Here is a 25,249-nt window from a genome sequence, read left to right on the forward strand (position 1 = left end):
GAGTAAATTTCAATGGGGAGCCTCCACGATGCTAATCATCTATGGGCTCCTATTTTTTTTAATGTTTTTTAGAATTTTCTATATTCAAGTAACAGGACAGGCTGAGGGACAACAATTAGCAGCAAAAGCAGCAGCTAGATATGAAAAATCGAAAATCATTACAGCTAATCGAGGAAATATTTACGATAGACAGGGGCAAGTTATTGCAAAAGATGGGATAAGTTATCGTCTTGTAGCAGTTATTAACCCAAAAGCATCAGAAGGAACTAATAAGGTGCTACATGTGCAAAATCCAAAAATGACAGCAATGATTTTGTCCAAATATATCAATATGGATGAAAAAAGTATATATAAAATATTGACGAAAAAGTATATTGAAACAGAAAAAGGAAAAAGAGAACTTTCCCAAGTCGAATTTGGTTCAGCAGGGCGTAATATTAGTCATACTGTAATGGAGGAAATTTCAAAAGAGAAATTACCTGGTATTATTTTCGAAGAAGATAACAAAAGGTTTTATCCAAATGGCGTGTTTGCTTCTAATTTAATCGGTATCGCCAGAAAAGAAAATCAAGAAAACGCGCAAGCGCAAACTGTAGGGAAAATGGGACTGGAAGCTATTTATAACAAAGAGCTTTCCGGAGTGAATGGTCATGTTCAATATAAAAGTGACTTGTTTGGCTATCTATTGCCAAATAGCGAAAAAATGGTACAACCGGCGCAGAATGGTAAGAATGTATACTTAACAATTGATAAAACAATACAAAATTTCCTTGAAGATTCTATGAGTAAAGTATATGAACAATATAAACCGGAATCGATGGTTGCAGTTGTTGCCAATCCTAAAACGGGCGAAATATTGGCGGTGTCACAACGACCAACATTTAACCCACAAACAGGTGAAGGTTTAAATAGTAGTTGGATTAATGAAATGACTGAAACTACGTTAGAACCAGGTTCAACGATGAAAACATTTACACTTTCGACTGCAATTCAAGAGGGAAAATGGAATCCAAATGAAGTCTATCAATCTGGTCAATACAAAGTGTATGATCGTATAATTCGAGATGCTAACCAAGTAGGTTGGGGAACAATTACGTATTTAGAAGGAATTCAACGTTCTTCAAATGTAGGAATGGCAAATCTATTGAAAAAAATAGGAGATAAAACTTTTATTAGTTACTTAAAGAAATTTGGCTTTGGTCAAAAAACAGGTATTGATTTACCAAACGAAGCAACTGGGAAGATTTTAGATGAATATCCTATTAACCGCGTTACAACAACCTATGGCCAAGGATCTACTGTTACGCCAATTCAGTTAATTCAAGCACTTACAGCTGTCGCAAATGACGGAAAAATGATGCAGCCTTATGTTATTAAAAAAATTGTAGACCCTAACACAGGCGATATTGTGAAAGAACATAACCCAATTGTTAAAGGAAAACCAATTTCTGCAGATACTGCTAAACAAGTGAGAGAAACATTAGCAACAACAGTTACTTCTGAAAAAGGGACCGCACAAAATTTTGCAAGTAAGGAGTACGAGGTAGCAGGAAAAACTGGTACAGCTCAAATTCCAAAACCAACAGGTGGTTATTATTGGGGGAAAAATAATTTCCTATATTCTTTCTTAGGAATGGCTCCTGTTAAAGATCCGAAGTTAATCATGTATGTCGCAATTGAAAAACCAAATTTAGGTGTAACAGAAGTTGGATCAGAACCTACTTCTAAAGTGTTTAATACTGTTATGGAAAGCAGCTTAAAGTATTTGAATATCAAGCCTTCCAAAACGAGTACTACTAAATCTATTGTAATGGATGACTTAGTCGGAAGAGAATCTTCTGAAGTTATAACAGATTTAGAGTCTAAGAATATCCAAACAGTATTAATTGGCTCAGAAGGTAAAGTCACAAATCAATACCCAAATAAAGGCCAAAAAGTTTTATACAATAGTCATGCTTTCATCAAAACATCTGGCAATATAAAAATACCAGATTTCACTGGATGGTCATTGCGGGATATTATAACGTACCAAACCCTCTCAGGGATGAAGATTAGTATCCAAGGGGACGGTTTTGTACAAAAGCAAAATATTAAAGCTGGTACAATTTATGAAGGAAATCAAAAAGTTATATTAAAAATGGTCAAACCACAAGAACAGTATAAATAGTTCGAAAAGAAGCATAGCTACCCTTTGAAAATCATACTTTGAATGTAAAAAGGTGTGATTTGTCCAACTATGTGGGTTACTAAAAAAGTAAGTGTTAGATTGAAAATTGTCATGATGATATTCATTTGCTTAGGGTTATTGCTTATTGGAAAATTAGTTATTGTTCAATTTATTCAACATGAATTTTTAACAAAAAAGGCGGAAGAAAATTGGGACCGTGAAGTGCCTATGAAAAGCTTGCGAGGGAATATTGTGGATCGAAGTGGCAAGCTTTTAGTAGGCAATAAACTCGCGCCAACGCTTTACTTTATGCCAGCACAAAATAAAGAACCAGATAAAGTTGCAGCACAACTCGCACCTATCTTACAAATGGACGAAAAAGAATTAGCAGAAAAGCTAAACAAAAGGGTGACCATTGTAAAGATTACACCCCAAGGAAAAAATATTTCTTATGAATTAGCAGAAAAAATCCAGCAATTACAAATTCCTGGCCTTTATACTGGGTTGGATTATATTCGAGATTATCCATATGGAGTCTTACTCTCAAGATTATTAGGATTTACTGGTAGTGACATGCAAGGCTTAGCAGGGTTAGAATATCAGTATAACGATTTGTTATTAGGAAAAGAATCTGCTATTCGTTTATTTACTGATGCAAAAGGTGCAAATTTACCTCATGTTGAAGATGGCTGGAAGGAAGGGCAAGATGGTGCTACGTTAGAACTAACCATTGATGTCGATGTTCAGAAGGTTATTGAAAGAGAATTGTCTCAAGCCATGGAAAAGTATGATGCAGATCAAGCGATAGGAATTGCTATGGATCCTAATACTGGAGAGATTCTTGGATTAGCTTCTTATCCTACATATAATCCTGCAGAGTATCAAAAAGTAGATTCTAAGATTTATAATCGCAATTTACCAGTATGGATGACGTATGAGCCGGGGTCTACCTTTAAAATTATTACACTAAGTGCTGCATTAGAAGAAGATGTAGTGGATTTGAAAAAAGATTCTTTTTATGATCAAGGCTATACCTTAGTTGAAGGTGCTAGACTTAGATGTTGGAAAAGGGAAGGTCATGGACAAGAGACATTTATGGAAGTAGTCGAAAACTCATGTAATCCTGGTTTTATTGAATTGGGAAGACGGGTAGGACCTACTAAACTTCAACAGTATATTCGTGATTTTGGATTTGGTCAGGTGACAGGTTCTAATATGGCTGGCGAATCAACAGGTATTCTATTTGCACCTAAAAATTATGGACCTGTAGAACATGCAACCACGTCATTTGGTCAAGGTATCTCTGTCACGCCAATTCAACAAGTTCAGGCTGTATCTGCAGCTGTTAATGGTGGAAAACTAATGACACCATATATCGTTAAAAAAATTCTTAATGGTGACAATGGTCAAGTTTTAAAAACATATGAACCTACTGAAAAACGGCAAGTCATAAAATCTGAGACATCTGCAAAAGTTCGTGAAGCATTAGAATCGGTAGTTGCAAATGGATCAGGTAGAGGGGCTTATCGTGATCATTTAAGAATTGGTGGTAAAACAGGTACAGCTCAAAAGGCTGAAGATGGGCGCTACAAGAGCGGAGAATACATTGTATCTTTTATTGGATTTGCACCAGCAGATGACCCTAAAGTAGTGGTATATGTAGCAATTGATAATCCAAAAAATGGCCCGCAATTTGGTGGTGTTATAGCCGCACCGATTGTTGGTCAAATAATTGAAGATATTCATCCAATTGTGGGAATTACTGATCGTAAAGAACAAATTGAGAAACAGTATCGTTGGGGAGATATCGAAAAAGTCCGAGTTCCCAACTTGGTTGGTGAAACGAAAAAAGAGATATCTGGAATGTTATATCCATTCCGATTAGAGTGGCATGGAGAAGGCGATAAAATAGCATCTCAACTTCCAAAAGCTGACGCACAAATCGTTAAAGATGGGACTATTCACGTTTATTTAGAAAAAGAGTAATCTTAGTCTTTAAAAATGAATCTGAAACTACTATGATAGTACATGTACTAAAGAAGGATAGAAGGAGAATTTTTTCATGTCAATCGCAACAATGCTAATTATTTTAGCAATTTCATTTATTATTTCGGTCATATTAGGGCCGATTATCATTCCATTATTAAGACGCTTTAAATTTGGTCAAAGTATTCGTGAAGAAGGTCCAAAATCACATATGAAAAAGGCAGGTACCCCTACAATGGGTGGTGTCATTTTCTTATTATCAATTATTGCCACTACCGTTATTATGAGTCTAGTAAAAGGTGCTTTTACATCTCAAACCATTATTTTAGTGCTCGTACTTATTGGTTTTGGAGTTGTTGGCTTTTTAGATGATGGACTTAAAATCATCTTCAAACGTAATTTAGGATTAACTTCTTTACAAAAACTAATTGCACAAATTGTTATTTCAATTGCGGCCTATTTTTTATTGAAAATGGGGACGTTTCATAATACAGTTCAAATACCATTTACTGATTTTGCAATACATTTAGGCTTAACCTATGTACTATTCTTAGTATTCTGGTTAGTAGGCTTCTCTAATGCAGTCAATTTAACAGATGGATTAGATGGTTTAGTCTCAGGTACTGCTTCTATTGCTTTTGCAGCTTATGGTGTTTTAGCACTTTTAAATGATCAATTAGATGCAGCCATATTCGCATTTTCAGTTGTAGGTGCCCTACTAGGTTTCTTAATCTTTAATGCAAACCCTGCAAAAGTATTTATGGGGGATACTGGTTCACTAGCATTAGGTGGAGCTTTAGCCATGTTATCAATCTTAGTTGGTCAAGAACTTTTATTATTATTAATTGGAATAATTTTTGTACTTGAAACTTTATCTGTTATGATGCAAGTAACAAGTTTCAAATTAACAGGTAAAAGAATTTTTAAAATGAGTCCACTACATCACCATTTCGAGCTTTCAGGTTGGTCTGAATGGCGAATTGTCCTAACGTTCTGGTTAACAGCATTAGTGGCAGCATTGATTGCAGTGGTTCCGGAGGTATTATAATGAAAAACTTAACCATAATGGAACACAAAAAAGTATTAGTACTAGGTTTAGCTAAAAGTGGTGTAGCTGCTGCAGAGTTACTTCATAAAATGGGCGCTTTTGTCACAGTAAATGATGCAAAACCTTTTGAAGAAAACAAAGATGCTCAGCAGCTTCTACAACAAGGAATTACCGTTATTTGTGGTCGCCATCCAGAAGATTTGTTAGATGAAGGGTTTGAACTAGTCATCAAAAACCCTGGTATTCCTTATACAAACATTATTGTTCAAGACGCAGTAAAAAGAGGAATCCCTGTATGGACAGAAGTGGAGTTAGCTTATTTAATTAGCGAAGCACCAATGATTGGTATTACAGGTTCAAATGGGAAGACAACGACAACAACTTTGTTATATCATATTTTAAACCAAGGTGGTTTGAATCCTTTAATCGCTGGTAATATCGGTACAGTAGCGTGTACTGTAACAGAAAAAGCTACTACCGATAATATAATTGTGACTGAGCTATCATCATTCCAACTTATGGGTACTGAAACATTTAAACCGAAGATTGCTATATGGACAAATTTGTTTGAAGCACATATTGACTATCACGGTTCTATGGAAGCGTATGGTAATGCAAAATTCAACATTACGAAAAACCAAGATGCATCTGATTATTTAATTTATAATGCAGACCAAGAAATTGTCTCTTCTTACGCTAAAAAGTCTAAAGCACATCTAATTCCATTTTCATCAACTCGTGTTATTGAAGATGGAATTAGTGCAGACGATGACATGATTTATTGGTTAGGTAAACCATTTATGAAACGGGATATTATAGCATTACCTGGAAAACACAATTTAGAAAACGTACTTGCCGCTGTAGCAGCTGCTATTATTGTGAATTGTCCTAAGGATAAAATGGAACATGTTTTAAATTCATTTACTGGAGTTAAACACCGTACGCAATTTATCCGTGAATGGCAAGGACGCAAAATTTACAACGATTCTAAAGCAACTAATACATTAGCTACTAAGAGTGCACTTGCCGCATTTAAACAACCTATCGTATTACTAGCAGGTGGTTTAGATCGTGGACATTCGTTTGAAGAGTTAAGACCATTTATGGCGAATGTGCATGCGATTGTAGTATCTGGACAAACTGCAGATCGTTTCGCAGAATTTGCGTCTTCATGTGGCGTTAAAACAATTGTTCATGCAAAAAATATTCAAGAAGCTGTACCGAAAGCTGCTGAATTATCTGAACCTGGGGATGTTATTTTACTATCACCAGCATGTGCAAGTTGGGACCAATATCCTAATTTCGAAACAAGAGGAGATTTATTTATCGAAGCAGCTATGTTATTGAAATAGTTGCCACTAAAAAGTATAGGAAGGATGCCTTGCCTGATACAACGTGAAAGACTCTCGTTAATGATTGCAACCTTATTTTTGACTGTCATTGGCATAGTTTTTGTGTATTCTGCTGGTTCTTACTGGGGAAAAGTTCACTATGGACAAACAGCACCTTTTTTAGTTAAACAGCTAGTCTTTCTTGGAGTGGCATTATTAGTTTTCTCTTTTTGCGGTCGGTATAACGGCCTGCAATCGGAAAAGACTTGGACACTTCTATATTGGCTATCTATACTTTTGCTTGTCGCAGTCTTAGTGCCAGGAATTGGTGTTGTCCGAAATGGATCACAAAGTTGGATTGCAGTTGGCCCACTTAGTTTACAGCCATCTGAACTTACCAAAATTGCTACAATTGTAAAGCTTAGTTTTGTTTTGGCAAACCAAAAATCTACTGGTCCTAAGATTCATTGGCGGCATTTTTTATATTTGTTTATACCGGTAGGTCTTATAATGTTGCAACCAGATTTTGGTTCAGCGTTTATCCTAATCGTTTCAGTTTTTTTACTTTTTTTTATAGCAGGTTACCCAATTCGTTTTTATGTTTTTCTTATCATTGCAGGTATTTTAGGATTAGTAGGGTTAATCCTTTCTGCGCCATATCGTCTTAAACGAATAGAGGCTTTTGTAGATCCGTGGTCTGATCCTCTCGGAAGTGGATTTCAAGCAATTCAGTCCTTACTTGCAATCGGCCCAGCTGGATTGTATGGTTTTGGTTTCGGAAATAGCCGTCAAAAGTATTTGTATTTGCCAGAACCACAGAATGATTTTATATTTTCTATTATTGCAGAGGAAATGGGCTTTATCGGAGCTGTGGCCATCATATTAGCTTTTGGTGTGTTGCTTTATGCTGGGTTTAAATTAGCTTTTAAATCTAGTCTCAAAGTTTCGTTATATTGTATTGCAACATTAATCGGTATGATAGGGTTTCAAGCTTTTTTAAATATTGGAGTTGTTTCTGGATTATTACCAGTAACAGGTGTTACATTACCATTTATTAGTTATGGAGGTACATCGCTAGTTGTTACATGGATTGCAATTGGAATAGTTTGGAATTTCTCTAAAGAAAGATAATTTTTAGAAAGGAGTGTTCAGTTTGGATAAAATTATTGATATAGAAGAACGAATTCCGACATTAAAAGAACGCCGTAAAAAAAGAACAAATCGTCGATTCACACTACTTATTGTTATTTTCGTCATTACCTTACTGACACTTCTGTATTTTCAATCACCTCTAAGTCATATAAACAAAATTACAGTTGAAGGGAATAATTTAAAGAGTACTGATTATTACATAAAGCATAGCGGTCTCCGAACAAATGATTCACTATGGGAGTTTAATAATGGTAGGGTTGAGAATCTACTAAAAGAACAGAAAGTAGTAAAACAAGTAACAGTTAAAAGAAAATGGATCAATAATGTGACCATTTCCGTAAAAGAGTATAAGCAAGTTGCTTTGTTGAAAGAAAATGACCAATATAATTTAGTATTAGATAATGGTACAATTTTAAATATGTCTAAAATCCCATCAAGTTTTAAAATGCCTATTTTAGTAGGATTTGAAGACGAAAAGACAAGGATCAAAATGATTCAACAATTAAGTAAATTGAATAATGAATTAATTGGCTTAATTTCTCAAGTAAATGCGATTCCTGATAAATCCAATCCCTATGCTATTCAAATGTTCATGAATGACGGTTTTGAAGTAAGGGCTTCAATACCTTCTCTCGCTTCAAAATTAAAATATTACCCATCAATCGTTTCTCAAGTTAAAAAAGGCGAAAAAGGCGTTATTGACTTAGAAGTGGGTACGTTCTATCGTTCTTATAAAACTGAATACGGTAAAACTAAAAATGAATAGAAATTGAATTATATTACATAACATGCATAAAAACTCTAAAATTATTCTAATTCTTCTATTAATAGGTTTTAAATAGACTTTAAATGTAGTAATCTTAGCTTAAAAGAAATAAAGATAGCAATTTTAAATCGTAATTCTTAGTTTGGCCCTAAATCAAGTCAAAATTTATAATTTTATTAGCATTTTGTACCATGAAAATAATAAAAAATGCATCAAAAGTTAAAAAAACAGTGTAAATGAAGGAATTTTAGGTAGTTGTCATGAATTTACTTAGACAAGTTCGTATTTTTACAATAGAATATTTATTAAGAGTTGTTGAAGGAGGTGCCACAGTTTGAGTCATTCAGAATTATATGTTTCATTAGATATAGGATCTTCATCTATAAAGGTTCTAATAGGGGAAGTCAATGATGAGACTGTGCATGTTATTGGAGTAGGCAATGTCAAGTCATCAGGGATTCGTAGAGGAAGTATTGTAGATATTGATGCTACTGTACAATCTATCAAGAAAGCTGTTGATCAAGCAGAAAGAATGGTTGGTTTGACGATTAATAAGGTGATTCTAGGAATCCCTGCTAATCAAGTACAGTTACACCCCGTAAAAGGTGTAGTTGCTGTAAACAGTGAAAATCGAGAAATTACAGATGTAGATTTAGACCGTGTAATCGAATCTGCTGAGTTAATGTCTATACCACCTGATCGTGAGTTGGTGAATATAGTTCCAATACAGTATATAGTAGATGGATTAGATGGGATTAATGACCCGAGAGGTATGATTGGTATTCGTCTAGAGATGGATGGTACGATGGTTACAACATCAAAGACTGTATTGCATAATTTCTTAAGATGTGTTGAAAAAGCAGGTTTAGAAATCCAACAGATTTATTTACAACCATTAGCCGCAGGACAATTTGCGCTAAATGAAGATGATCGTAATCGCGGTACTGCCTATATTGATATAGGTGGTGGCTCTACTACTCTAGCAGTATTTAAAGATGGTCATTTTATACACACTGCAATGATACCTGTTGGTGGTGAACATATTACAAAAGATTTATCAATTGTTTTAAAAACGCCAACTGAGCAAGCTGAAAAGATAAAATTAGAATTTGGACATGCATATTATGATGATGCTTCTGATGATGAATTGTTTGAAGTTCCTGTAATAGGTGCAGATACAAAAGAGCAATTTAGTCAAAGATACATATCCGAAATTATTGGTGTAAGACTTGAAGAATTATTCGATTTAATCATTGATGAATTATATCGAATGGGGATTCAAGATCTGCCAGGGGGTGTGGTTTTGACTGGTGGTGTAGCAAAATTAGAAGGATTACCTCAATTAGCGCGTCATGTACTACAAACAAGTGTTAAAATTTATGCACCGGATTATATTGGTGTAAGGGAACCTGAATATACATCAGCTGTAAATTTAATACGCTATGCACATAAAGAATCACAATTCAATCATGAATTTAGTGATAATGTTCCGCTTGGCCCGGTAATGCATGAAGAACAACAGTCAGAACAAACAAAAGGTACTTCAGTATTTGAAACACATGAGCAAAAAGACAATGTACTCACAAAAGTTAAGGGATTTTTTAATAGATTCTTAGAATAATATAAAAATCATGGCGATTTACTCTACACATTATGAGCTGAATTAGGAGGAATAGAGATGTTAGAATTTGAAACAAGTGATGATCAACTTGCTGTTATAAAAGTCATCGGTGTTGGTGGTGGCGGTAATAATGCTGTAAACCGAATGATTGAACATGGGGTACAAGGTGTGGAATTTATCGCCGTTAATACTGATGCACAAGCGCTAAAACTATCAAACGCTGAAATAAAATTACAAATCGGTGCAAAATCTACTCGTGGATTAGGTGCAGGTGCTAACCCAGAAGTGGGGAAAAAAGCTGCTGAAGAAAGTAAAGAACAAATCGAGGAAGCATTAAGTGGTGCAGATATGGTCTTTGTAACTGCTGGTATGGGTGGCGGTACAGGTACTGGTGCAGCACCTGTAATCGCTCAAATCGCCAAAGATCTTGGTGCATTAACTGTTGGTGTGGTTACTCGTCCATTTACATTTGAAGGAAAGAAACGTCAAAAACAAGCACTTTCAGGTACAGCTGCTATGAAAGAGGCTGTTGATACATTAATCGTTATTCCTAACGATAAATTATTAGAGATTGTTGACAAAAACACACCAATGCTTGAAGCATTCCGTGAAGCTGATAATGTACTACGACAAGGTGTACAAGGTATTTCTGATTTAATCGCAGTACCAGGTCTTATTAACTTAGACTTTGCGGATGTTAAAACAATTATGTCTGACAAAGGTTCTGCTTTAATGGGTATTGGTATTGCTTCAGGTGAAACACGTGCTATAGAGGCTGCTAAAAAGGCTATTTCAAGTCCATTACTTGAAACATCTATTCATGGAGCAAAAGGTGTCCTTATGAATATGACAGGTGGTTCTAATTTAAGCTTATACGAAGTACAAGAAGCTGCTGATATCGTTTCATCTGCTTCAGATGAAGACGTAAATATTATCTTCGGTGCTGTTATTAATGACAATTTAAAAGATGAAATTGTTGTCACTGTTATTGCAACTGAGTTTACAGAAGATGAAAATCAATTTGACACTCATAATAACTTAAATCGCACTGGAATTGGTTCTCTTCGTCAACAACAGTCACCAGTCCAACAAGTGACAGGACGTGAAGTGCGTTCGGAAGAAGTGGTTCAACCAACTCAAGAGATGCCACGCCAAACTGCACAATATCAAACAAATAACCAAGCACAAGACGATACATTGGATATACCAACATTCCTACGTAATCGCAATAAACGTCGTTAATCCAGATAAATGCTATAGATTGTGAGAAAGTAGTCTCAACGCACTTAAAAAGGGAAATTGCACTATGCAATTTCCCTTTAGTGTTTATATCGAACATGTGAAAAAGATGATACTCTAATCGGATATATAGAATAAAAAGCCATGGAATTTATTAATTTAAATTCTCATGGCTTCTTATTTAAAAGAAGAGTTTGATTAATCTTTTTTTTGCTAAAAGATTACTTAGAAAATTGAATGATTATGTCGGAAAGTTTCTCTATTTTACAGTCACCCTTTGACATTTTTTGTAGGCATATTATGATATCTTGTCTATGCGGGAGGTGGTGAATTGTATGGCGAAGTACTGATATTAATGAATGCAATTTTTAACTATGTCATTCTTTCTTTTGCAAACTCAATATGCTTTCTACAACAATCAAAAGGAAGGTTGCTTATCAGTGCTTTCCTTGCAGGAATTTGTATTGTTATTTTTGGACACCATTTTCTTATATTAATTATTGTATTTATATTGATGATCACGGTTGCATTTGGTTGGCAAATTCGCAATTGGTGGAAAGGTGCCCTCATGTGCTTTGTGGCGGCTTTGTTTGCAGGTGGGCTATTTACTGCGTTCGAGCCATTGTGGATTAATACTTCAGTATTCACTTTGTTGTTAGTAAGTGGAATCGTTGCAACAGCAGGCCTCTTTTTATTGAAAAACCGTTTGCTAGTAGCAAGAGGAGATACTTTGCAACAAAGTTTAATGCAATTATGTGAATTGCAATTGGGAGAAATTACCGTAACTTTAAAATGTTTTATAGATACAGGAAACACGACAGTTGAGCCACTATCAGGAAAACCTGTTCATTTTGTATGTTATAAAGCAATAGAACATTCCTTACCTGAAAACTTTAAAATGGCATTGTTTCAATGGAATGTAAATGAGCCATATGATTTGGAAATGTTTCCGGAATATTTTCGGAAAAAGGTGGCTGTTATTCCAATTACAACTGTTCAAGAGAAAAAAACGTATAGTTTAGCTTTTCGATATGATAAATGGCTTTTAAAAGAAGAGGAAGCCCGTCCTATATCACCAGGCTTTTTTATTATTACCATCCAAAATACCCCGTTTCCACAAGAAGCAGATGCCATATTACATTTTACTGCTTTATATCACATTTAATGAATGGAGGATTTAATAATATGATTCGTCGATTTTGGCGTTGGTTAATAGAGACTATTGCAAGCTTTAGAAGAACAGGTACCTTTTATATTGGGAGTCATGAATCTTTACCGACACCTTTAAAAAAAGAAGAAGAACAAGAGATGATTGCAGCTTTCAAAAATGGTGATATGCATGCTAGAGATATTTTAATCGAGCATAATTTAAGGCTTGTTGTTTATATTGCGCGACGTTTTGATAATGCAAAAACGCCAATAGAAGACCTTATTAGTATTGGCTCGATTGGTTTAATAAAGGCAATAGAAACATTTAATGCCGATAAAAAAATCAAATTAGCTACTTACGCATCAAGATGTATCGAAAATGAAATTTTGATGCACTTGCGAAAAACAAGTCGTATGAAAGGCGAAGTGTCGCTTGATGAGCCATTAAATTCAGATGGAGATGGCAATGAGTTATTACTATCTGATATTTTAGGAACAGATGAACATCTTATTACCGACGACGTAGAAAAGAAGATGGAACGTCAACATATGTTCCATGCCATTCAAAAATTAGATGAAAGAGAACGTTATATTATGGAATGCCGTTTTGGATTAGCTGGTAAAGAAGAAATGACACAGAAAGAAGTGGCTGATCATCTAGGCATTTCACAATCTTATATTTCCCGTTTAGAAAAGAAAATAATTCAAGAATTGCGGAATCATTTAAATCAATTAACGTCATAACGGTTGAATTTGGAAAGAAAAAACACGCATATTATTATTCGATTCGGACAGACTGAACTTACTAACAGTGATAAAGCATCCGGAGGACAAAATATGCGAACAAAAGTTGAAATATGTGGTGTTGATACATCCACGTTACCTGTTTTGAAGCATGAAGAAATGCGACAATTATTTGTGGCATTGCAAAATGGACAAGAGGAAGTAAGAGAACAACTGGTGATGGGGAATTTACGGTTAGTATTAAGTATAGTCGGACGTTTTGCTTATAGAGGAGAACAGGCTGATGATTTGTTTCAAGTAGGCTGTATTGGTTTACTAAAATCAATAGACCATTTTGACTTATCACATAATGTTCGATTTTCGACCTATGCTGTTCCTATGATTATTGGTGAAATCAGAAGACATTTGAGAGATCACCATCCACTACGTGTTTCAAGATCTCTACGTGATATTGCATATAAAGCTATGCAAGCGAAAGAGCAATTTTTAACCGAGGAATTACGAGAACCAACTTTAACTGATTTAGCAAGAATGACAGGTTTACCTCAAGAGGATATATTATTTGCACTAGATGCAATACAAGAGCCAATGTCACTTCATGAGCCTATATATGCTGATGGTGGAGATCCTGTTTATATGATGGACCAATTAAAGGACCAAACAGTTTCTGAAGATCGCTGGTTAACGTATGTCGCTATTAAAGAACAAATACAAAAATTAGATAGAAGACAACAAAATATTCTTTCCAAACGATATTATTATGGCCATACTCAAACAGAAATTGCAAAAGATCTAGGTATTTCTCAAGCACAAATTTCAAGATTGGAAAAAAGTGCTTTAAAAACAATTCAAGAACAGGCTAGTGAAAAATAATATTCAATCGACTAACGAGAAGCATCAATCATAATCAAGATTGATGCTTCTTTTTCATATATATACATAATAATACGTTAGGAGGGATGCGAATTGCGCTTTTCAGATATTCAGCGTAAAGAGATAATTGCTGCTAGTAGTGGGCGCTTTCTAGGATATGTTGAAGATGCGGTCGTTCAAAAAGATACAGGATATGTTGAAGCCTTTGTGGTTGCAGAGCCAAAAAAATTTATGTCATTTTCAGGTGCTCAAAAGGATGCCTTAAAAATACCAATTGAAGATATAATTGTTGTTGGTAAAGATGTCATTTTAGTTAAGGGATTAGATTGAAAAATATGGTTATTCATTGATAAATTGTAGTATGCTTGATACAATAAAAAAACAAGTACCTATGAAAAGATGAGGCTATTATGACATTAATTATTGAAAATTTACAAGATATTCAACAAAATATTGAAAATGCTTGTCTTAAAGCTGGCAGAGAACCATCAGATGTCACAATAATTGCTGTTACGAAACAAGTTTCAACAGAGCGAGCAATTGAAGCGTTAGAAGCCGGCTTGACTAATTTAGGTGAAAATAGACCTGAAGGGTTATTAGAAAAACATGAGATGATTGCAAATAGAGCAACATGGCATTATATAGGTTCAATGCAAACAAGAAAAGTACGAAAAGTTATAGACCAAATTGATTATTTACATTCACTTGATCGTATAAGTTTAGCTCAAGAAATTGAGAAACGTGCCGATTCTATTATTAGTTGTTTTGTACAAGTTAATGTATCAGGTGAAGAGTCTAAACATGGGCTAACTCCAGAAGAAGTACCAGAATTTATCGATCAATTAGCAGATTTTACTCATATTCGTATTGTCGGATTAATGACAATGGCGCCTAATACGGAAGATAAAGAAATAATTCGAAATGTATTTAAAAAACTAAAAAAATTACAGTTAGAGATTGCTAGTAAGGGATATGAATATGCTCCATGTACTGAACTGTCAATGGGAATGTCTAACGACTATGAAATAGCTGTTGAAGAAGGTGCAACATTCGTCCGTATTGGCACTGCTCTAGTTGGGAATGAAAGAAGGGATTCTTATGAAAATGAAGGATAAACTTAAAAACTTTTTCTATTTAGAAGAGGAAGATGACTACGTAGAAGAAAACGTTAAACAACAAGAATCTATTCAACAACAGGCAGCGCCGGCCGTACAAAGAAAGCAAGTAAAACCAGCTGTAAGTAGACCTGCAGTGGTCAAGAAACCCGCAGTTAGAGAACGTGCTAAACAAGTAGAACACTCAAGTATCCCTAATATAGTGAGTATTACACAAAAAACGTCAAAAGTAATTTTATCGGAACCTCGTGTGTACGCGGAGGCTCAAGATATTGCTGACAATTTGAAAAATAAGCGAGCAGTTGTTGTGAATTTACAAAGAATTGATCGAGAACAAGGCTTACGAATTATAGACTTTTTAAGTGGAACTATTTTTGCTTTAGGTGGGGACATCAAGCGAATTGGTACAGATATATTTTTATGTACACCAGATAATGTAGAAGTAGATGGTAATATTTCAGATTACTACTATGAAGATTTACAATAGAGGAGTTTAAATGTCCATGTTATTGATATTTACAATCGTAAATTACTTATTTCAATTTTATTCGATAGCGCTAATTATCTATATATTAATGTCTTGGGTTCCAACAGCGTATGATTCCAAATTTGGAAGATTATTAGCGAAGATTTGTGATCCATACTTAGATTTCTTTAGAAGATTTATCCCACCAATTGGAATGATTGATATTTCACCAATTGCTGCACTAATCGTTTTAAATTTAATCCGAGCAGGCGTATTCAATGTACTAGGTTATATCTTATAAAATCTAATCCCCACTCTTTTCATGGTGGGGTTTTTTGTTTAAAAAGATGATATTCATCTTAAAAGATGATAAAAAATTAGAATGACGTTACTATTGATTTACGATTGGATAGCGTTTTTGACAAAAAGAAAGGAAATAGTATATGGAAGAAATATTCCAACATTTTAGACCGGAAGAAAAAGTATTTATCGAACAAGTGATAGGATGGAAACAAGAAGTAGAAGATTTTTATGCACCAAAGTTGACAGATTTTCTGGATCCACGCGAACGTCTAATTGTCCAATCTATAATCGGAAAAAATGGAGATATTATGGTAGCTGAAAGTGGCCGTTTTAGCGAAGCAGAAAGAAAACGTTTGATTATTTATCCAAATTATTATCAACCAAGTGATGAAGATTTTTATATAACAATTTGTGAAATGACATTTCCTTCAAAGTTTATCCAATTGAAACATCCTGATGTATTAGGTGCAATTATTTCGCTAGGAATAGACCGTTCTAAGTTTGGAGATATACGATTAAGTGATTCAACTATTCAGTTTGCAATAGCTAATGAGATATTGGATTATGTACGTGTTAATCTCGATAGTGTAGGAAAAGCAAAAGTACAAGTAAAAGAATTGCAACAAAATTCACCTCTTTTGTCACCAGAGTCAAAATGGATAGAGCAAGTCCTTACAACAAGTTCTATGCGTCTAGATACCGTATTGTCATCAGTTTATCCGATTTCTCGTCAAAAGGCAGCTTTACTTATTAATGCTGGTAAAGTAAAAGTGAATTTTGTAGTGAGAGAACAAGTTTCGTTTGAATTACATGAATTGGATCTATTATCCATTAGAGGATATGGTAGAATAGTCATAAGAACCATTGAGGGAAGAACAAAAAAAGATAAATTGCGCATTAAAATTGGTCGAATTGAACGGAAATAATAATTTTTGTTAAAAATTATGTTTTTCTAGTGAACTTACTTTTATACAAATGTATAATAATTAATAAATGCTGTTAAGGAGAGGTGCAAAACATGCCATTATCACCACTTGACATACATAACAAAGAATTTACCCGTGGTTTTAGAGGTTACAACGAAGATGAAGTAAACGAGTTTCTAGAACAAATTATTAAAGACTATGAACTTATTCTAAAAGAGAAAAAGGAATTAGAAGAAAAACTTTTATCAAGTAATGAACAGATTGGTCATTACAACTCCATCGAAGAAACATTACAAAAATCAATTGTTATTGCTCAAGAAGCTGCAGAAGAAGTGCGCCGTAACTCGCAAAAAGAAGCTAAACTTATCGTAAAAGAAGCAGAAAAAAATGCAGATCGTATTGTTAATGAGGCACTTTCTAAAGCTCGAAGAATTGCATTAGAAATAGAAGAGTTGAAAAAACAATCAAAAGTGTTCCGAAATCGCTTTAAGATGATTGTGGAAGCGCAATTAGATTTAATCGAATCAGATGACTGGGATCATTTGATGGAATATGAAGTAGATACAACAGAGTTAGAACGATTAGATTTACCACAAGATTAATCGTAGTACTTGACTGTATGCGTATCGTTTTCTATAATGTCATCATATATGTATGAAAAGGTTATGATGGAGACAGTATTTTTTAAGTGCGGTTAAGCGATTTGAGGATAGTGAAAGCTCAAACGAAACACTTTTAAAAGAAAATCACTCCTGAACTAGATTGCTGAACGAAAGAAAAGTAAGCAATCTCGTCAACACCACGTTACGGTGTCTAAAGCGGCGTCATGAACAATGACGCAACTAGGGTGGTACCGCGAGAAGACTCCTCCTCGTCCCTTTTTGGGATGGGGAGTTTTTTTATTTTATTTAGTAAAAGTACCTATATTTAAAAGGAGGAATTTTCAATATGGAATACAAGAATACCTTATTGATGCCAAAAACGGATTTCCCTATGCGTGGAAATCTGCCAAATAACGAACCTAAAATGCAAGAAAAATGGGAAGAAATGGACATTAATACAAAAGTACTTGAACGTACAAAAGATCGTCCTGCTTTTATCCTTCATGATGGCCCTCCATATGCAAATGGTGATCTTCATATGGGTCATGCATTAAACAAAGTTTTAAAAGATATGATCAACCGTCATCGTTCAATGACTGGTTACTATGTACCTTATGTACCTGGTTGGGATACTCATGGTTTACCAATCGAGCAAGCATTAACAAATAAAGGCCATGACCGTAAGAAAATGTCTATCGCTGAATTCCGTGAATTATGTAAAGACTATGCTTATGAACAGGTAAGTCGTCAACGTGAACAATTCATGCGTATTGGTGTTCGCGGTGATTGGAAAAACCCTTATATTACGTTAAAACCTGAATTTGAAGCACGCCAAATTGGTGTATTTGGTGCCATGGCTAAAAAAGGTTATATCTACAAAGGTTTAAAACCGGTTTACTGGTCTCCATCTAGTGAATCTGCATTAGCTGAAGCAGAAATTGAATATAAAGATATCAAATCACCTTCAATTTATGTAGCGTTTGATGTAAAAGACGGTAAAGGGGTTGTCAATAATGATGAGAAATTTATCATCTGGACTACAACTCCATGGACAATGCCAGCTAACCTTGGTATTTCTGTAAACCCTGAATTCACATACGTTGTAATAAAAGCAAACGGTTCAAAATATATTATCGCTAAAGGCCTGCTTGAAAAAGTAGCTGAAAAGCTTGGTTGGGAAAACCCTGAAATCGATCGTGAAATTAACGGCGCAGATCTTGAAAATGTGACTGCTCAACATCCATTATTTGATCGTGAATCACTTGTAATGCTTGGTGACCATGTAACTCTTGAAGCAGGTACTGGTTGTGTTCATACAGCTCCTGGACATGGGGAAGATGACTATCAAGTAGGTAAACGATATGGTTTAGAAATTCTTTCTGTAGTCGATCATAGAGGATGCTTAACTGAAGCAGCAGGAGAATTTGCTGGTATGTTCTATGACAAAGCAAATAAACCAATCTGTGAAAAACTAGAAGAAGTAGGCGCATTATTAAGTCTTTCTTTCTTCACACACTCATACCCACATGACTGGCGTACAAAAAAACCTGTTATTTTCCGTGCAACACCACAATGGTTTGCATCAATTGATAAATTCCGTCCTGAATTACTTCAAGCAATTCGTGACACAAACTTCACACCAGCATGGGGTGAAACTCGCCTTTATAATATGATTCGTGATCGTGGTGACTGGTGTATTTCTCGTCAACGTGCTTGGGGTGTTCCAATCCCAGTATTTTATGCTGAAAACGGTGAAGAAATTATTACAGAAGAAACAATTGCTCACGTTCAAGAATTATTCCGTGAACATGGTTCAAACATTTGGTTCCAAAGAACTGCAAAAGAGTTACTTCCTGAAGGATTTACTCACCCAGGTTCTCCAAATGGCGAATTTACAAAAGAAAATGACATTATGGACGTTTGGTTCGACTCAGGCTCAACTCACCAAGGCGTATTAGAAGAACGCCCTGAACTACGATACCCAGCAGATTTATACTTAGAAGGTTCTGACCAATATCGTGGTTGGTTTAACTCTTCTCTAATCACTTCTGTTGCGATGAATGGTCACGCTCCATATAAAGGTCTACTATCTCATGGTTTCGTACTTGATGGTGAAGGACGTAAAATGAGTAAATCAATTGGTAATATCATTGCACCAAGTAAAGTGATGAAACAATATGGTGCAGATATCTTACGTCTTTGGGTTGCATCTGTTGACTATACTGCTGATGTTCGTATCTCAATGGATATGTTAAAACAAGTGTCTGAAGTTTATCGTAAGATTCGTAATACCCTTAAATTCTTACATGGTAACCTACATGACTTCAACCCAGAAAAAGATTATGTAGCATATGAAGATTTACGTGAAGTAGATCAATATATGTATATGGAATTACAAAATCTGATCAAAACTTCTCGTGAAGCATATGATCATTATGAATTTGCAACTGTTTATAAAGCAGTGAATAACTTTATTGCAACAGAATTAAGTTCATTCTATTTAGATATTGCAAAAGATGTTGTTTATATCGAAGGTGCAGATAATCATGCTCGTCGTGCTATGCAATCTGTTATGTACGATACATTACATGCTTTGTTGAAATTAATGACTCCAATTATCCCACATACTACTGATGAATTATGGTCATATTTACAATACAAAGACGTAGAAAGTGTCCAATTGACTGATATGCCAGATGCCGTTCAAAAAGAAAACTTTGCAACATTAACAGATAAATGGACAAAAATTATGAATATCCGTAATGTTGTTTTAAAAGCATTAGAAGAAGCGCGTAATGCAAAAACAATCGGTAAATCATTGGAAGCTAAAGTAACAGTTTATGGCACTGAAGAAGTTGTTACTTTACTAAATGATGCGAATATTAACTTCGCTCAATTAAATATTGTCTCTGAATTTGTAGTAGCAGGTTCTTTAGCTGATGCTCCAGAAAATGCTGTTAAAACTGATAAAGTTGCAGTAGTAGTAGAAAAAGCAGAAGGCGAAAAATGTGAACGTTGCTGGACAATTTCTAAAACAGTAGGTCATAATCATAACCACCCTACTTTATGTGAACATTGTGCAGAAACTGTAGAAAAATATTACGCAGATGTAGAATAATAAATACTAAAATGGCCGTTCACAACTTGTGGACGGCCATTTTTTTCGATTCTGGACATTATATGATAAAATAGGTTAGATTCGGGAGTAAACGGAGGACTTGCTGTGTATAAATATTATGGAATAGCTATTTTCGTGATCATACTTGATCAACTGTCAAAATGGAGTATTGTTGAGAATATGCATTATGGGGAAAGTATTTCGATTTTGGATCCTTATTTTGGATTATTATCACATCGAAATCGTGGTGCAGCATGGGGGATGTTGCAAGGTCAATTTTGGTTATTTGCACTTGTCACAGTGATAGTAATTGCGGGTATTATATATTACTACCATAAAGAAGCAAAAGGAAAACCGATGTTTCAAGTAAGTCTAATGCTATTATTAGGCGGAGCAATTGGAAACTTTATCGATCGATTATTCCGTGGGGAAGTAGTAGACTTTGTACATGTAATTATTCCGGTGATCAATTATGATTTTCCGATATTTAATATTGCAGATGCATCTCTAACTTTTGGTGTTATTTTGCTAATTATTTATATGGTGTTTGAAGATAAATTAGAAAAGAAAAAGGTGAAGTAATGTCAGTAATATATACTGCAACAGAAGAGGTAAACGGTGAACGAATTGATAAAGCACTTGCCTCTATGCAACAAGAATGGTCACGAACTCAAATTCAAGGTTTTGTACAAGGAGGTTTTGTCAACGTAAATGGACAGGAAGTAAATCGAAAATATAAAGTTCAAGTAGGGGACGTTATAGAGGTAAATCCGCCTGAACCAGAACCACTTGAAATTATTGCTGAGGATTTGAATCTTGAGATTGTTTATGAAGATTCAGATGTTTTAGTTGTTAACAAACCGAAAGGTATGGTAGTACATCCAGCGCCTGGTCATACAAAAGGAACTTTAGTAAATGGGCTAATGTATCATTGTAAAGATTTATCGGGCATTAATGGTGTGATGCGTCCTGGAATTGTCCATCGGATTGACAAAGATACTTCAGGCCTTTTAATGGTTGCGAAAAATGACCAAGCACATGAATCTCTTGTACAACAATTAGTAGATAAAACCGTAACTCGCCGTTACACAGCATTGGTTCATGGTCATATTCCACATGATAAAGGAACTATTGATGCGCCAATTGGTCGTGATCCTAAAGATCGTCAAAAAATGGGCATTGTTGATAATGGTAAACATGCTGTCACACATTTCCAAGTAATTGGCCGCTTTGGTGTTGACTATACACTAATCGAATGCCGATTAGAAACAGGGCGTACACATCAAATTCGTGTGCATATGAATTATATCGGCTATCCCTTAGTTGGAGATCCAAAATATGGTCTTAAAAAGACTATCGACTTTGGAGGTCAAGTATTACACGCCGGCATTTTAGGATTTGTGCATCCAAGAACAAAAGAATATTTGGAATTTGAAGCACCGCTTCCTGCAGATTACCAACAGTTGCTAGAAAAATTGAAAAATAACTATTGACTACTTAAGTCATAAAAGAATATACTTAGTTCAGTGAAAATCTAATATTCACCTTTTAAAGACAGTCCAGAGAGGCTGAGAAGGGATGCGAAGAATGTGAGATTACTGTACGAGTTACAGTCTATTTGACATATCTATAAGTATACCTATATCCTCTTGGGCTCTTAGCTCAAGAGTTTTTTGTTTTTAGCCAAGAAAGGAGGCAAAATATATGACTAAAAAAGCCGAGCTTCTAGACCAAGCAGCGATGAACAGAGCATTAACGCGAATTGCTCATGAAATTATTGAACGTAACGAAGGAATTGATGAATGTATTCTTGTTGGGATTAAAACAAGAGGTGCCTTTCTTGCGAGACGTTTAGCCCAAAAAATAAATACAATCGAAAAGAAAGAAATTCGTTCAGGTGAATTGGACATTTCTTTGTATCGAGATGATTTATCAGTTAAAACGATCAATGAAGAAGCTCTTGTACAACAAGTGGATATTACTTATGATGTAACAAATCAAAAAGTAATTTTAGTTGATGATGTTCTTTATACTGGTAGAACGGTACGAGCAGCAATGGATGCTGTAATGGATATCGGTAGACCTTCACAAGTCCAACTTGCAGTCTTAGTAGACCGTGGTCACAGAGAACTCCCAATACGAGCAGACTTTGTAGGAAAGAATATTCCAACAGCAAGCCATGAACGAATTGTCGTAAGTATGGTAGAAGTTGATGATCAAGATTTAGTAGCCATTTACGAATAGATATGAAGCTTTAAATACGGAGGAATTATAGATATGTCAAAAGCTGTTTTAGATATCAACGATAAGCCAAAAACCGGGCAACTAATTACGTTGAGTTTACAACATATGTTTGCGATGTTCGGTTCAACAATTCTTGTACCAACATTAACAAATTTATCACCTGCAATCGCACTACTAACAAGTGGTATTGCTACTTTAGTTTTTTTATTGGTAACTAAGTTTAAAGTTCCAGCTTATTTAGGATCATCATTTGCATTTATTGCACCTATCCAAGTAGCATCTGCTGCAGGAGGACCTGGAAGTGCGATGATTGGTGCAATGGCCGTTGGTTTAGTATACGGACTCGTTTCATTATTCATTTGGAAAACAGGATATAAATGGATTATGAAAATCTTACCACCGATTGTAGTGGCACCGGTTATTATGGTAATCGGTTTAGGCTTAGCAGTCACTGCAGTTAATATGGCAATGTATGAAAATGCCAACACACCAGATGCAGTTTATAGTCTGCCATACTTTACAGTAGCTTTAATTACTTTAATCGCAGCTATTATTTGTAACAACTACTTTAAGGGTGTTATTAGTACAATGCCAATTTTGATAGGGATGGTTGTGGGTTACATTGCATCTCTAATTTCAGATGCTGTATTTGGAACGCACTTAATCAACTTCAACAAAGTGATAGAGGCTAAATGGATTCAAGCACCAGATTTCTTGATTCCTGGAATTGATTACGACTTCAACATTACATCAACATTACTTTTAGCAATGGTTCCAATCGTCATCGTAACGATTTCAGAGCATATTGGACATCAGTTGGTTTTAGGTAAAGTAGTTGGCCGTAACTTCATTAAAGAACCTGGGTTAAACCGATCATTATTAGGTGACGGTCTTGGAACATTAATTAGCTCATTAATCGGTGGACCTCCAAAAACGACTTATGGTGAAAATATCGGTGTACTTGTTTTGACTCGCGTATTCAGTGTTTGGGTAATTGGCGGTGCAGCAGTAAGTGCAATAATCTTAGCCTTTTCGGGTAAGTTAATGACACTAGTAGGAACAATTCCTACACCAGTACTTGGTGGAGTTTCTATCCTACTATTCGGTATAATTGCGTCAAGTGGTTTACGAATGTTAGTAGAAAACAAAATCGATTTTGATGATAAACGAAATTTAGTCATAGCTTCCGTAATCCTGATTCTAGGTATTGGTGGTGCGAAGATCATCTTTTCTGAAACATTCTCAATTCAAGGAATGGCATTAGCTGCCATCGTAGGAGTTGTGTTAAACCTTATTTTACCCGGTAAAGCACAACCTGATTTAGAATTACTAGCTGATGAAGAACAAGAAAAACATAAAAAAAATTAAATAAGACAACCTTTTAAAAGTTGCCCAGAGAGGCACAGAAGGGTGAATTGATACGATAGGTGAAAAGTAATAGTCTATCATGTCATATCCTTCCTGAGCCTCCTTGATATTCCAAGGAGGCTTTTATTTACATAAATATTAGGAGGCACATGATGAAAAATTTACTGTCAATGGAAAGTGTATCTAACGAAGAAATCGAAGCGATTCTAAAACGCGCTGCAGAGTTTGAAGCAGGATCAAAATCACAACTAGAACGAGACTACTTAGTAGCAAATCTATTCTTTGAGCCAAGTACAAGAACAAAAACAAGTTTTGAAACTGCCGAACGCCGAATTGGTGCAACCGTCATTCCTTTTGAAGCAGGATTTTCAAGTACTTTAAAAGGCGAAACATTGTACGATACAGTGAAAACGTTAGAGTCGATTGGAATGGATGCAGTAGTTATTCGTCATAAAAAGGATGCCTATTATGAAGAATTATTAGAGGGTATTAACGTATCGATTATTAATGCAGGAGATGGGGCAGGCCAACATCCTTCTCAATCTCTGCTAGATTTATACACAATTTTCAAAGAGTTTGGTAAATTTGAAGGCTTAAATATTACAATAGCAGGTGATGTGTCTCATAGTAGAGTAGCAAAGTCGAATATTATTGCCCTTCGTCGTCTAGGTGCGAACGTCAATATTGTTTGTCCTCCCCAATGGCAAGCGGAATTTGAAGCCCATCATGATTGGGATGACTTACTTGAAACTAGTGATGTAATTATGCTGTTGCGTGTACAACACGAACGAGATGCTGCATTTGAGGGATATTCCGATGAAAGTTACCATAAAAGATATGGCTTGACAAAGGAAAGAGAGAAACGAATGAAAGATGGGGCAATTATTATGCATCCTGCACCTGTAAACCGTGGAGTAGAGATTGACTCATCACTTGTAGAATGTGAGCGATCACGGATTTTCAAGCAAATAGAAAATGGAGTTTTTGTAAGAATGGCAATTGTCGAAAATATCTTGAAGGGACGAAACTAA

Annotated in this window: 23 protein-coding genes and 1 other annotated feature; all 23 genes read left to right on the plus strand. The window is 35.2% G+C overall.

All coding sequences use genetic code 11. The annotated features are described in order from the left end of the window. The first annotated feature begins 28 nt into the window (after positions 1-28). The 23 genes from Q0977_RS00200 (at position 29) to Q0977_RS00310 (ending at position 25,249) form a co-directional block, all read left to right on the plus strand. Entirely contained in the window at positions 29-2,167 is a 2,139-nt protein-coding gene (locus Q0977_RS00200) for a penicillin-binding transpeptidase domain-containing protein (RefSeq protein WP_233547995.1), read from the plus strand. Between the two features lie 69 nt (positions 2,168-2,236). Further along, entirely contained in the window at positions 2,237-4,153 is a 1,917-nt protein-coding gene (locus Q0977_RS00205) for a stage V sporulation protein D (RefSeq protein ID WP_299509430.1), read from the plus strand. A gap of 76 nt (positions 4,154-4,229) precedes the next feature. Continuing rightward, positions 4,230-5,201 (plus strand): phospho-N-acetylmuramoyl-pentapeptide-transferase, encoded by a 972-nt coding sequence (mraY, locus tag Q0977_RS00210; RefSeq protein ID WP_124217209.1) that lies wholly within the window; start codon positions 4,230-4,232, stop codon positions 5,199-5,201. Beyond that, complete coding sequence (gene murD, locus Q0977_RS00215) at positions 5,201-6,553, plus strand: UDP-N-acetylmuramoyl-L-alanine--D-glutamate ligase (protein ID WP_119414204.1); 1,353 nt, start codon at positions 5,201-5,203, stop codon at positions 6,551-6,553. The genes mraY and murD overlap by 1 nt, the downstream gene beginning before the upstream one ends. 24 nt (positions 6,554-6,577) lie before the next feature. After that, positions 6,578-7,663 (plus strand): putative lipid II flippase FtsW, encoded by a 1,086-nt coding sequence (gene ftsW / locus Q0977_RS00220; RefSeq protein WP_124217210.1) that lies wholly within the window; start codon positions 6,578-6,580, stop codon positions 7,661-7,663. 22 nt (positions 7,664-7,685) lie between these two features. Then, positions 7,686-8,450 (plus strand): cell division protein FtsQ/DivIB, encoded by a 765-nt coding sequence (locus Q0977_RS00225; protein WP_164489526.1) that lies wholly within the window; start codon positions 7,686-7,688, stop codon positions 8,448-8,450. Positions 8,451-8,784: 334 nt separating this feature from the next. Then, positions 8,785-10,071: a cell division protein FtsA gene (gene ftsA / locus Q0977_RS00230; RefSeq protein ID WP_124217212.1), complete on the plus strand. Its 1,287-nt coding sequence runs from the start codon at positions 8,785-8,787 to the stop codon at positions 10,069-10,071. A gap of 57 nt (positions 10,072-10,128) precedes the next feature. Next, positions 10,129-11,313, plus strand: a complete 1,185-nt coding sequence (gene ftsZ, locus Q0977_RS00235; protein ID WP_124217213.1) for a cell division protein FtsZ — start codon at positions 10,129-10,131, stop codon at positions 11,311-11,313. A gap of 328 nt (positions 11,314-11,641) precedes the next feature. Continuing rightward, positions 11,642-12,475 carry a sigma-E processing peptidase SpoIIGA gene (locus Q0977_RS00240; protein WP_164489527.1) on the plus strand — a complete coding sequence of 278 codons (834 nt, stop codon included), beginning with the start codon at positions 11,642-11,644 and terminating at the stop codon, positions 12,473-12,475. A 20-nt stretch (positions 12,476-12,495) separates the two neighbouring features. Beyond that, positions 12,496-13,203: an RNA polymerase sporulation sigma factor SigE gene (gene sigE / locus Q0977_RS00245; RefSeq protein ID WP_119414209.1), complete on the plus strand. Its 708-nt coding sequence runs from the start codon at positions 12,496-12,498 to the stop codon at positions 13,201-13,203. Positions 13,204-13,296: 93 nt separating this feature from the next. Then, entirely contained in the window at positions 13,297-14,076 is a 780-nt protein-coding gene (gene sigG / locus Q0977_RS00250) for an RNA polymerase sporulation sigma factor SigG (protein WP_119414210.1), read from the plus strand. Positions 14,077-14,169: 93 nt separating this feature from the next. Further along, the gene (locus Q0977_RS00255; protein WP_119414211.1) at positions 14,170-14,406 is read left to right on the plus strand and encodes a PRC-barrel domain-containing protein; all 237 of its coding nucleotides are present in this window, start codon (positions 14,170-14,172) and stop codon (positions 14,404-14,406) included. An 80-nt stretch (positions 14,407-14,486) separates the two neighbouring features. After that, positions 14,487-15,191, plus strand: coding sequence for a YggS family pyridoxal phosphate-dependent enzyme (locus Q0977_RS00260; RefSeq protein WP_299509465.1), 705 nt, complete (start codon positions 14,487-14,489; stop codon positions 15,189-15,191). Beyond that, on the plus strand, positions 15,175-15,678 hold the full coding sequence (locus Q0977_RS00265; protein WP_119414213.1) for a cell division protein SepF: 504 nt from the start codon (positions 15,175-15,177) through the stop codon (positions 15,676-15,678). Before Q0977_RS00260 ends, Q0977_RS00265 begins: the two co-directional genes overlap by 17 nt. Before the next feature lie 16 nt (positions 15,679-15,694). Continuing rightward, positions 15,695-15,958: a YggT family protein gene (locus Q0977_RS00270; RefSeq protein ID WP_119414214.1), complete on the plus strand. Its 264-nt coding sequence runs from the start codon at positions 15,695-15,697 to the stop codon at positions 15,956-15,958. Positions 15,959-16,100: 142 nt separating this feature from the next. After that, entirely contained in the window at positions 16,101-16,886 is a 786-nt protein-coding gene (locus Q0977_RS00275) for an RNA-binding protein (protein ID WP_299509468.1), read from the plus strand. 92 nt (positions 16,887-16,978) lie between these two features. Then, on the plus strand, positions 16,979-17,488 hold the full coding sequence (locus Q0977_RS00280; RefSeq protein WP_119414216.1) for a DivIVA domain-containing protein: 510 nt from the start codon (positions 16,979-16,981) through the stop codon (positions 17,486-17,488). A 54-nt stretch (positions 17,489-17,542) separates the two neighbouring features. Beyond that, positions 17,543-17,768: a binding site (T-box leader), on the plus strand. Positions 17,769-17,834: 66 nt separating this feature from the next. Continuing rightward, positions 17,835-20,606 carry an isoleucine--tRNA ligase gene (gene ileS / locus Q0977_RS00285; RefSeq protein WP_124217216.1) on the plus strand — a complete coding sequence of 924 codons (2,772 nt, stop codon included), beginning with the start codon at positions 17,835-17,837 and terminating at the stop codon, positions 20,604-20,606. A gap of 105 nt (positions 20,607-20,711) precedes the next feature. Then, positions 20,712-21,188: a signal peptidase II gene (lspA, locus tag Q0977_RS00290; protein ID WP_119414218.1), complete on the plus strand. Its 477-nt coding sequence runs from the start codon at positions 20,712-20,714 to the stop codon at positions 21,186-21,188. Continuing rightward, complete coding sequence (locus tag Q0977_RS00295) at positions 21,188-22,099, plus strand: RluA family pseudouridine synthase (RefSeq protein ID WP_299509473.1); 912 nt, start codon at positions 21,188-21,190, stop codon at positions 22,097-22,099. Before lspA ends, Q0977_RS00295 begins: the two co-directional genes overlap by 1 nt. A 211-nt stretch (positions 22,100-22,310) precedes the next feature. Beyond that, positions 22,311-22,850, plus strand: coding sequence for a bifunctional pyr operon transcriptional regulator/uracil phosphoribosyltransferase PyrR (gene pyrR, locus Q0977_RS00300; protein ID WP_119414220.1), 540 nt, complete (start codon positions 22,311-22,313; stop codon positions 22,848-22,850). A gap of 33 nt (positions 22,851-22,883) precedes the next feature. Further along, positions 22,884-24,218 (plus strand): uracil-xanthine permease family protein, encoded by a 1,335-nt coding sequence (locus Q0977_RS00305; RefSeq protein ID WP_119414221.1) that lies wholly within the window; start codon positions 22,884-22,886, stop codon positions 24,216-24,218. A 152-nt stretch (positions 24,219-24,370) separates the two neighbouring features. Continuing rightward, on the plus strand, positions 24,371-25,249 hold the full coding sequence (locus tag Q0977_RS00310; protein WP_124217218.1) for an aspartate carbamoyltransferase catalytic subunit: 879 nt from the start codon (positions 24,371-24,373) through the stop codon (positions 25,247-25,249).

It is taken from the genome of uncultured Rummeliibacillus sp. (genome assembly GCF_934216135.1).
GTDB lineage: Bacteria > Bacillota > Bacilli > Bacillales_A > Planococcaceae > Rummeliibacillus.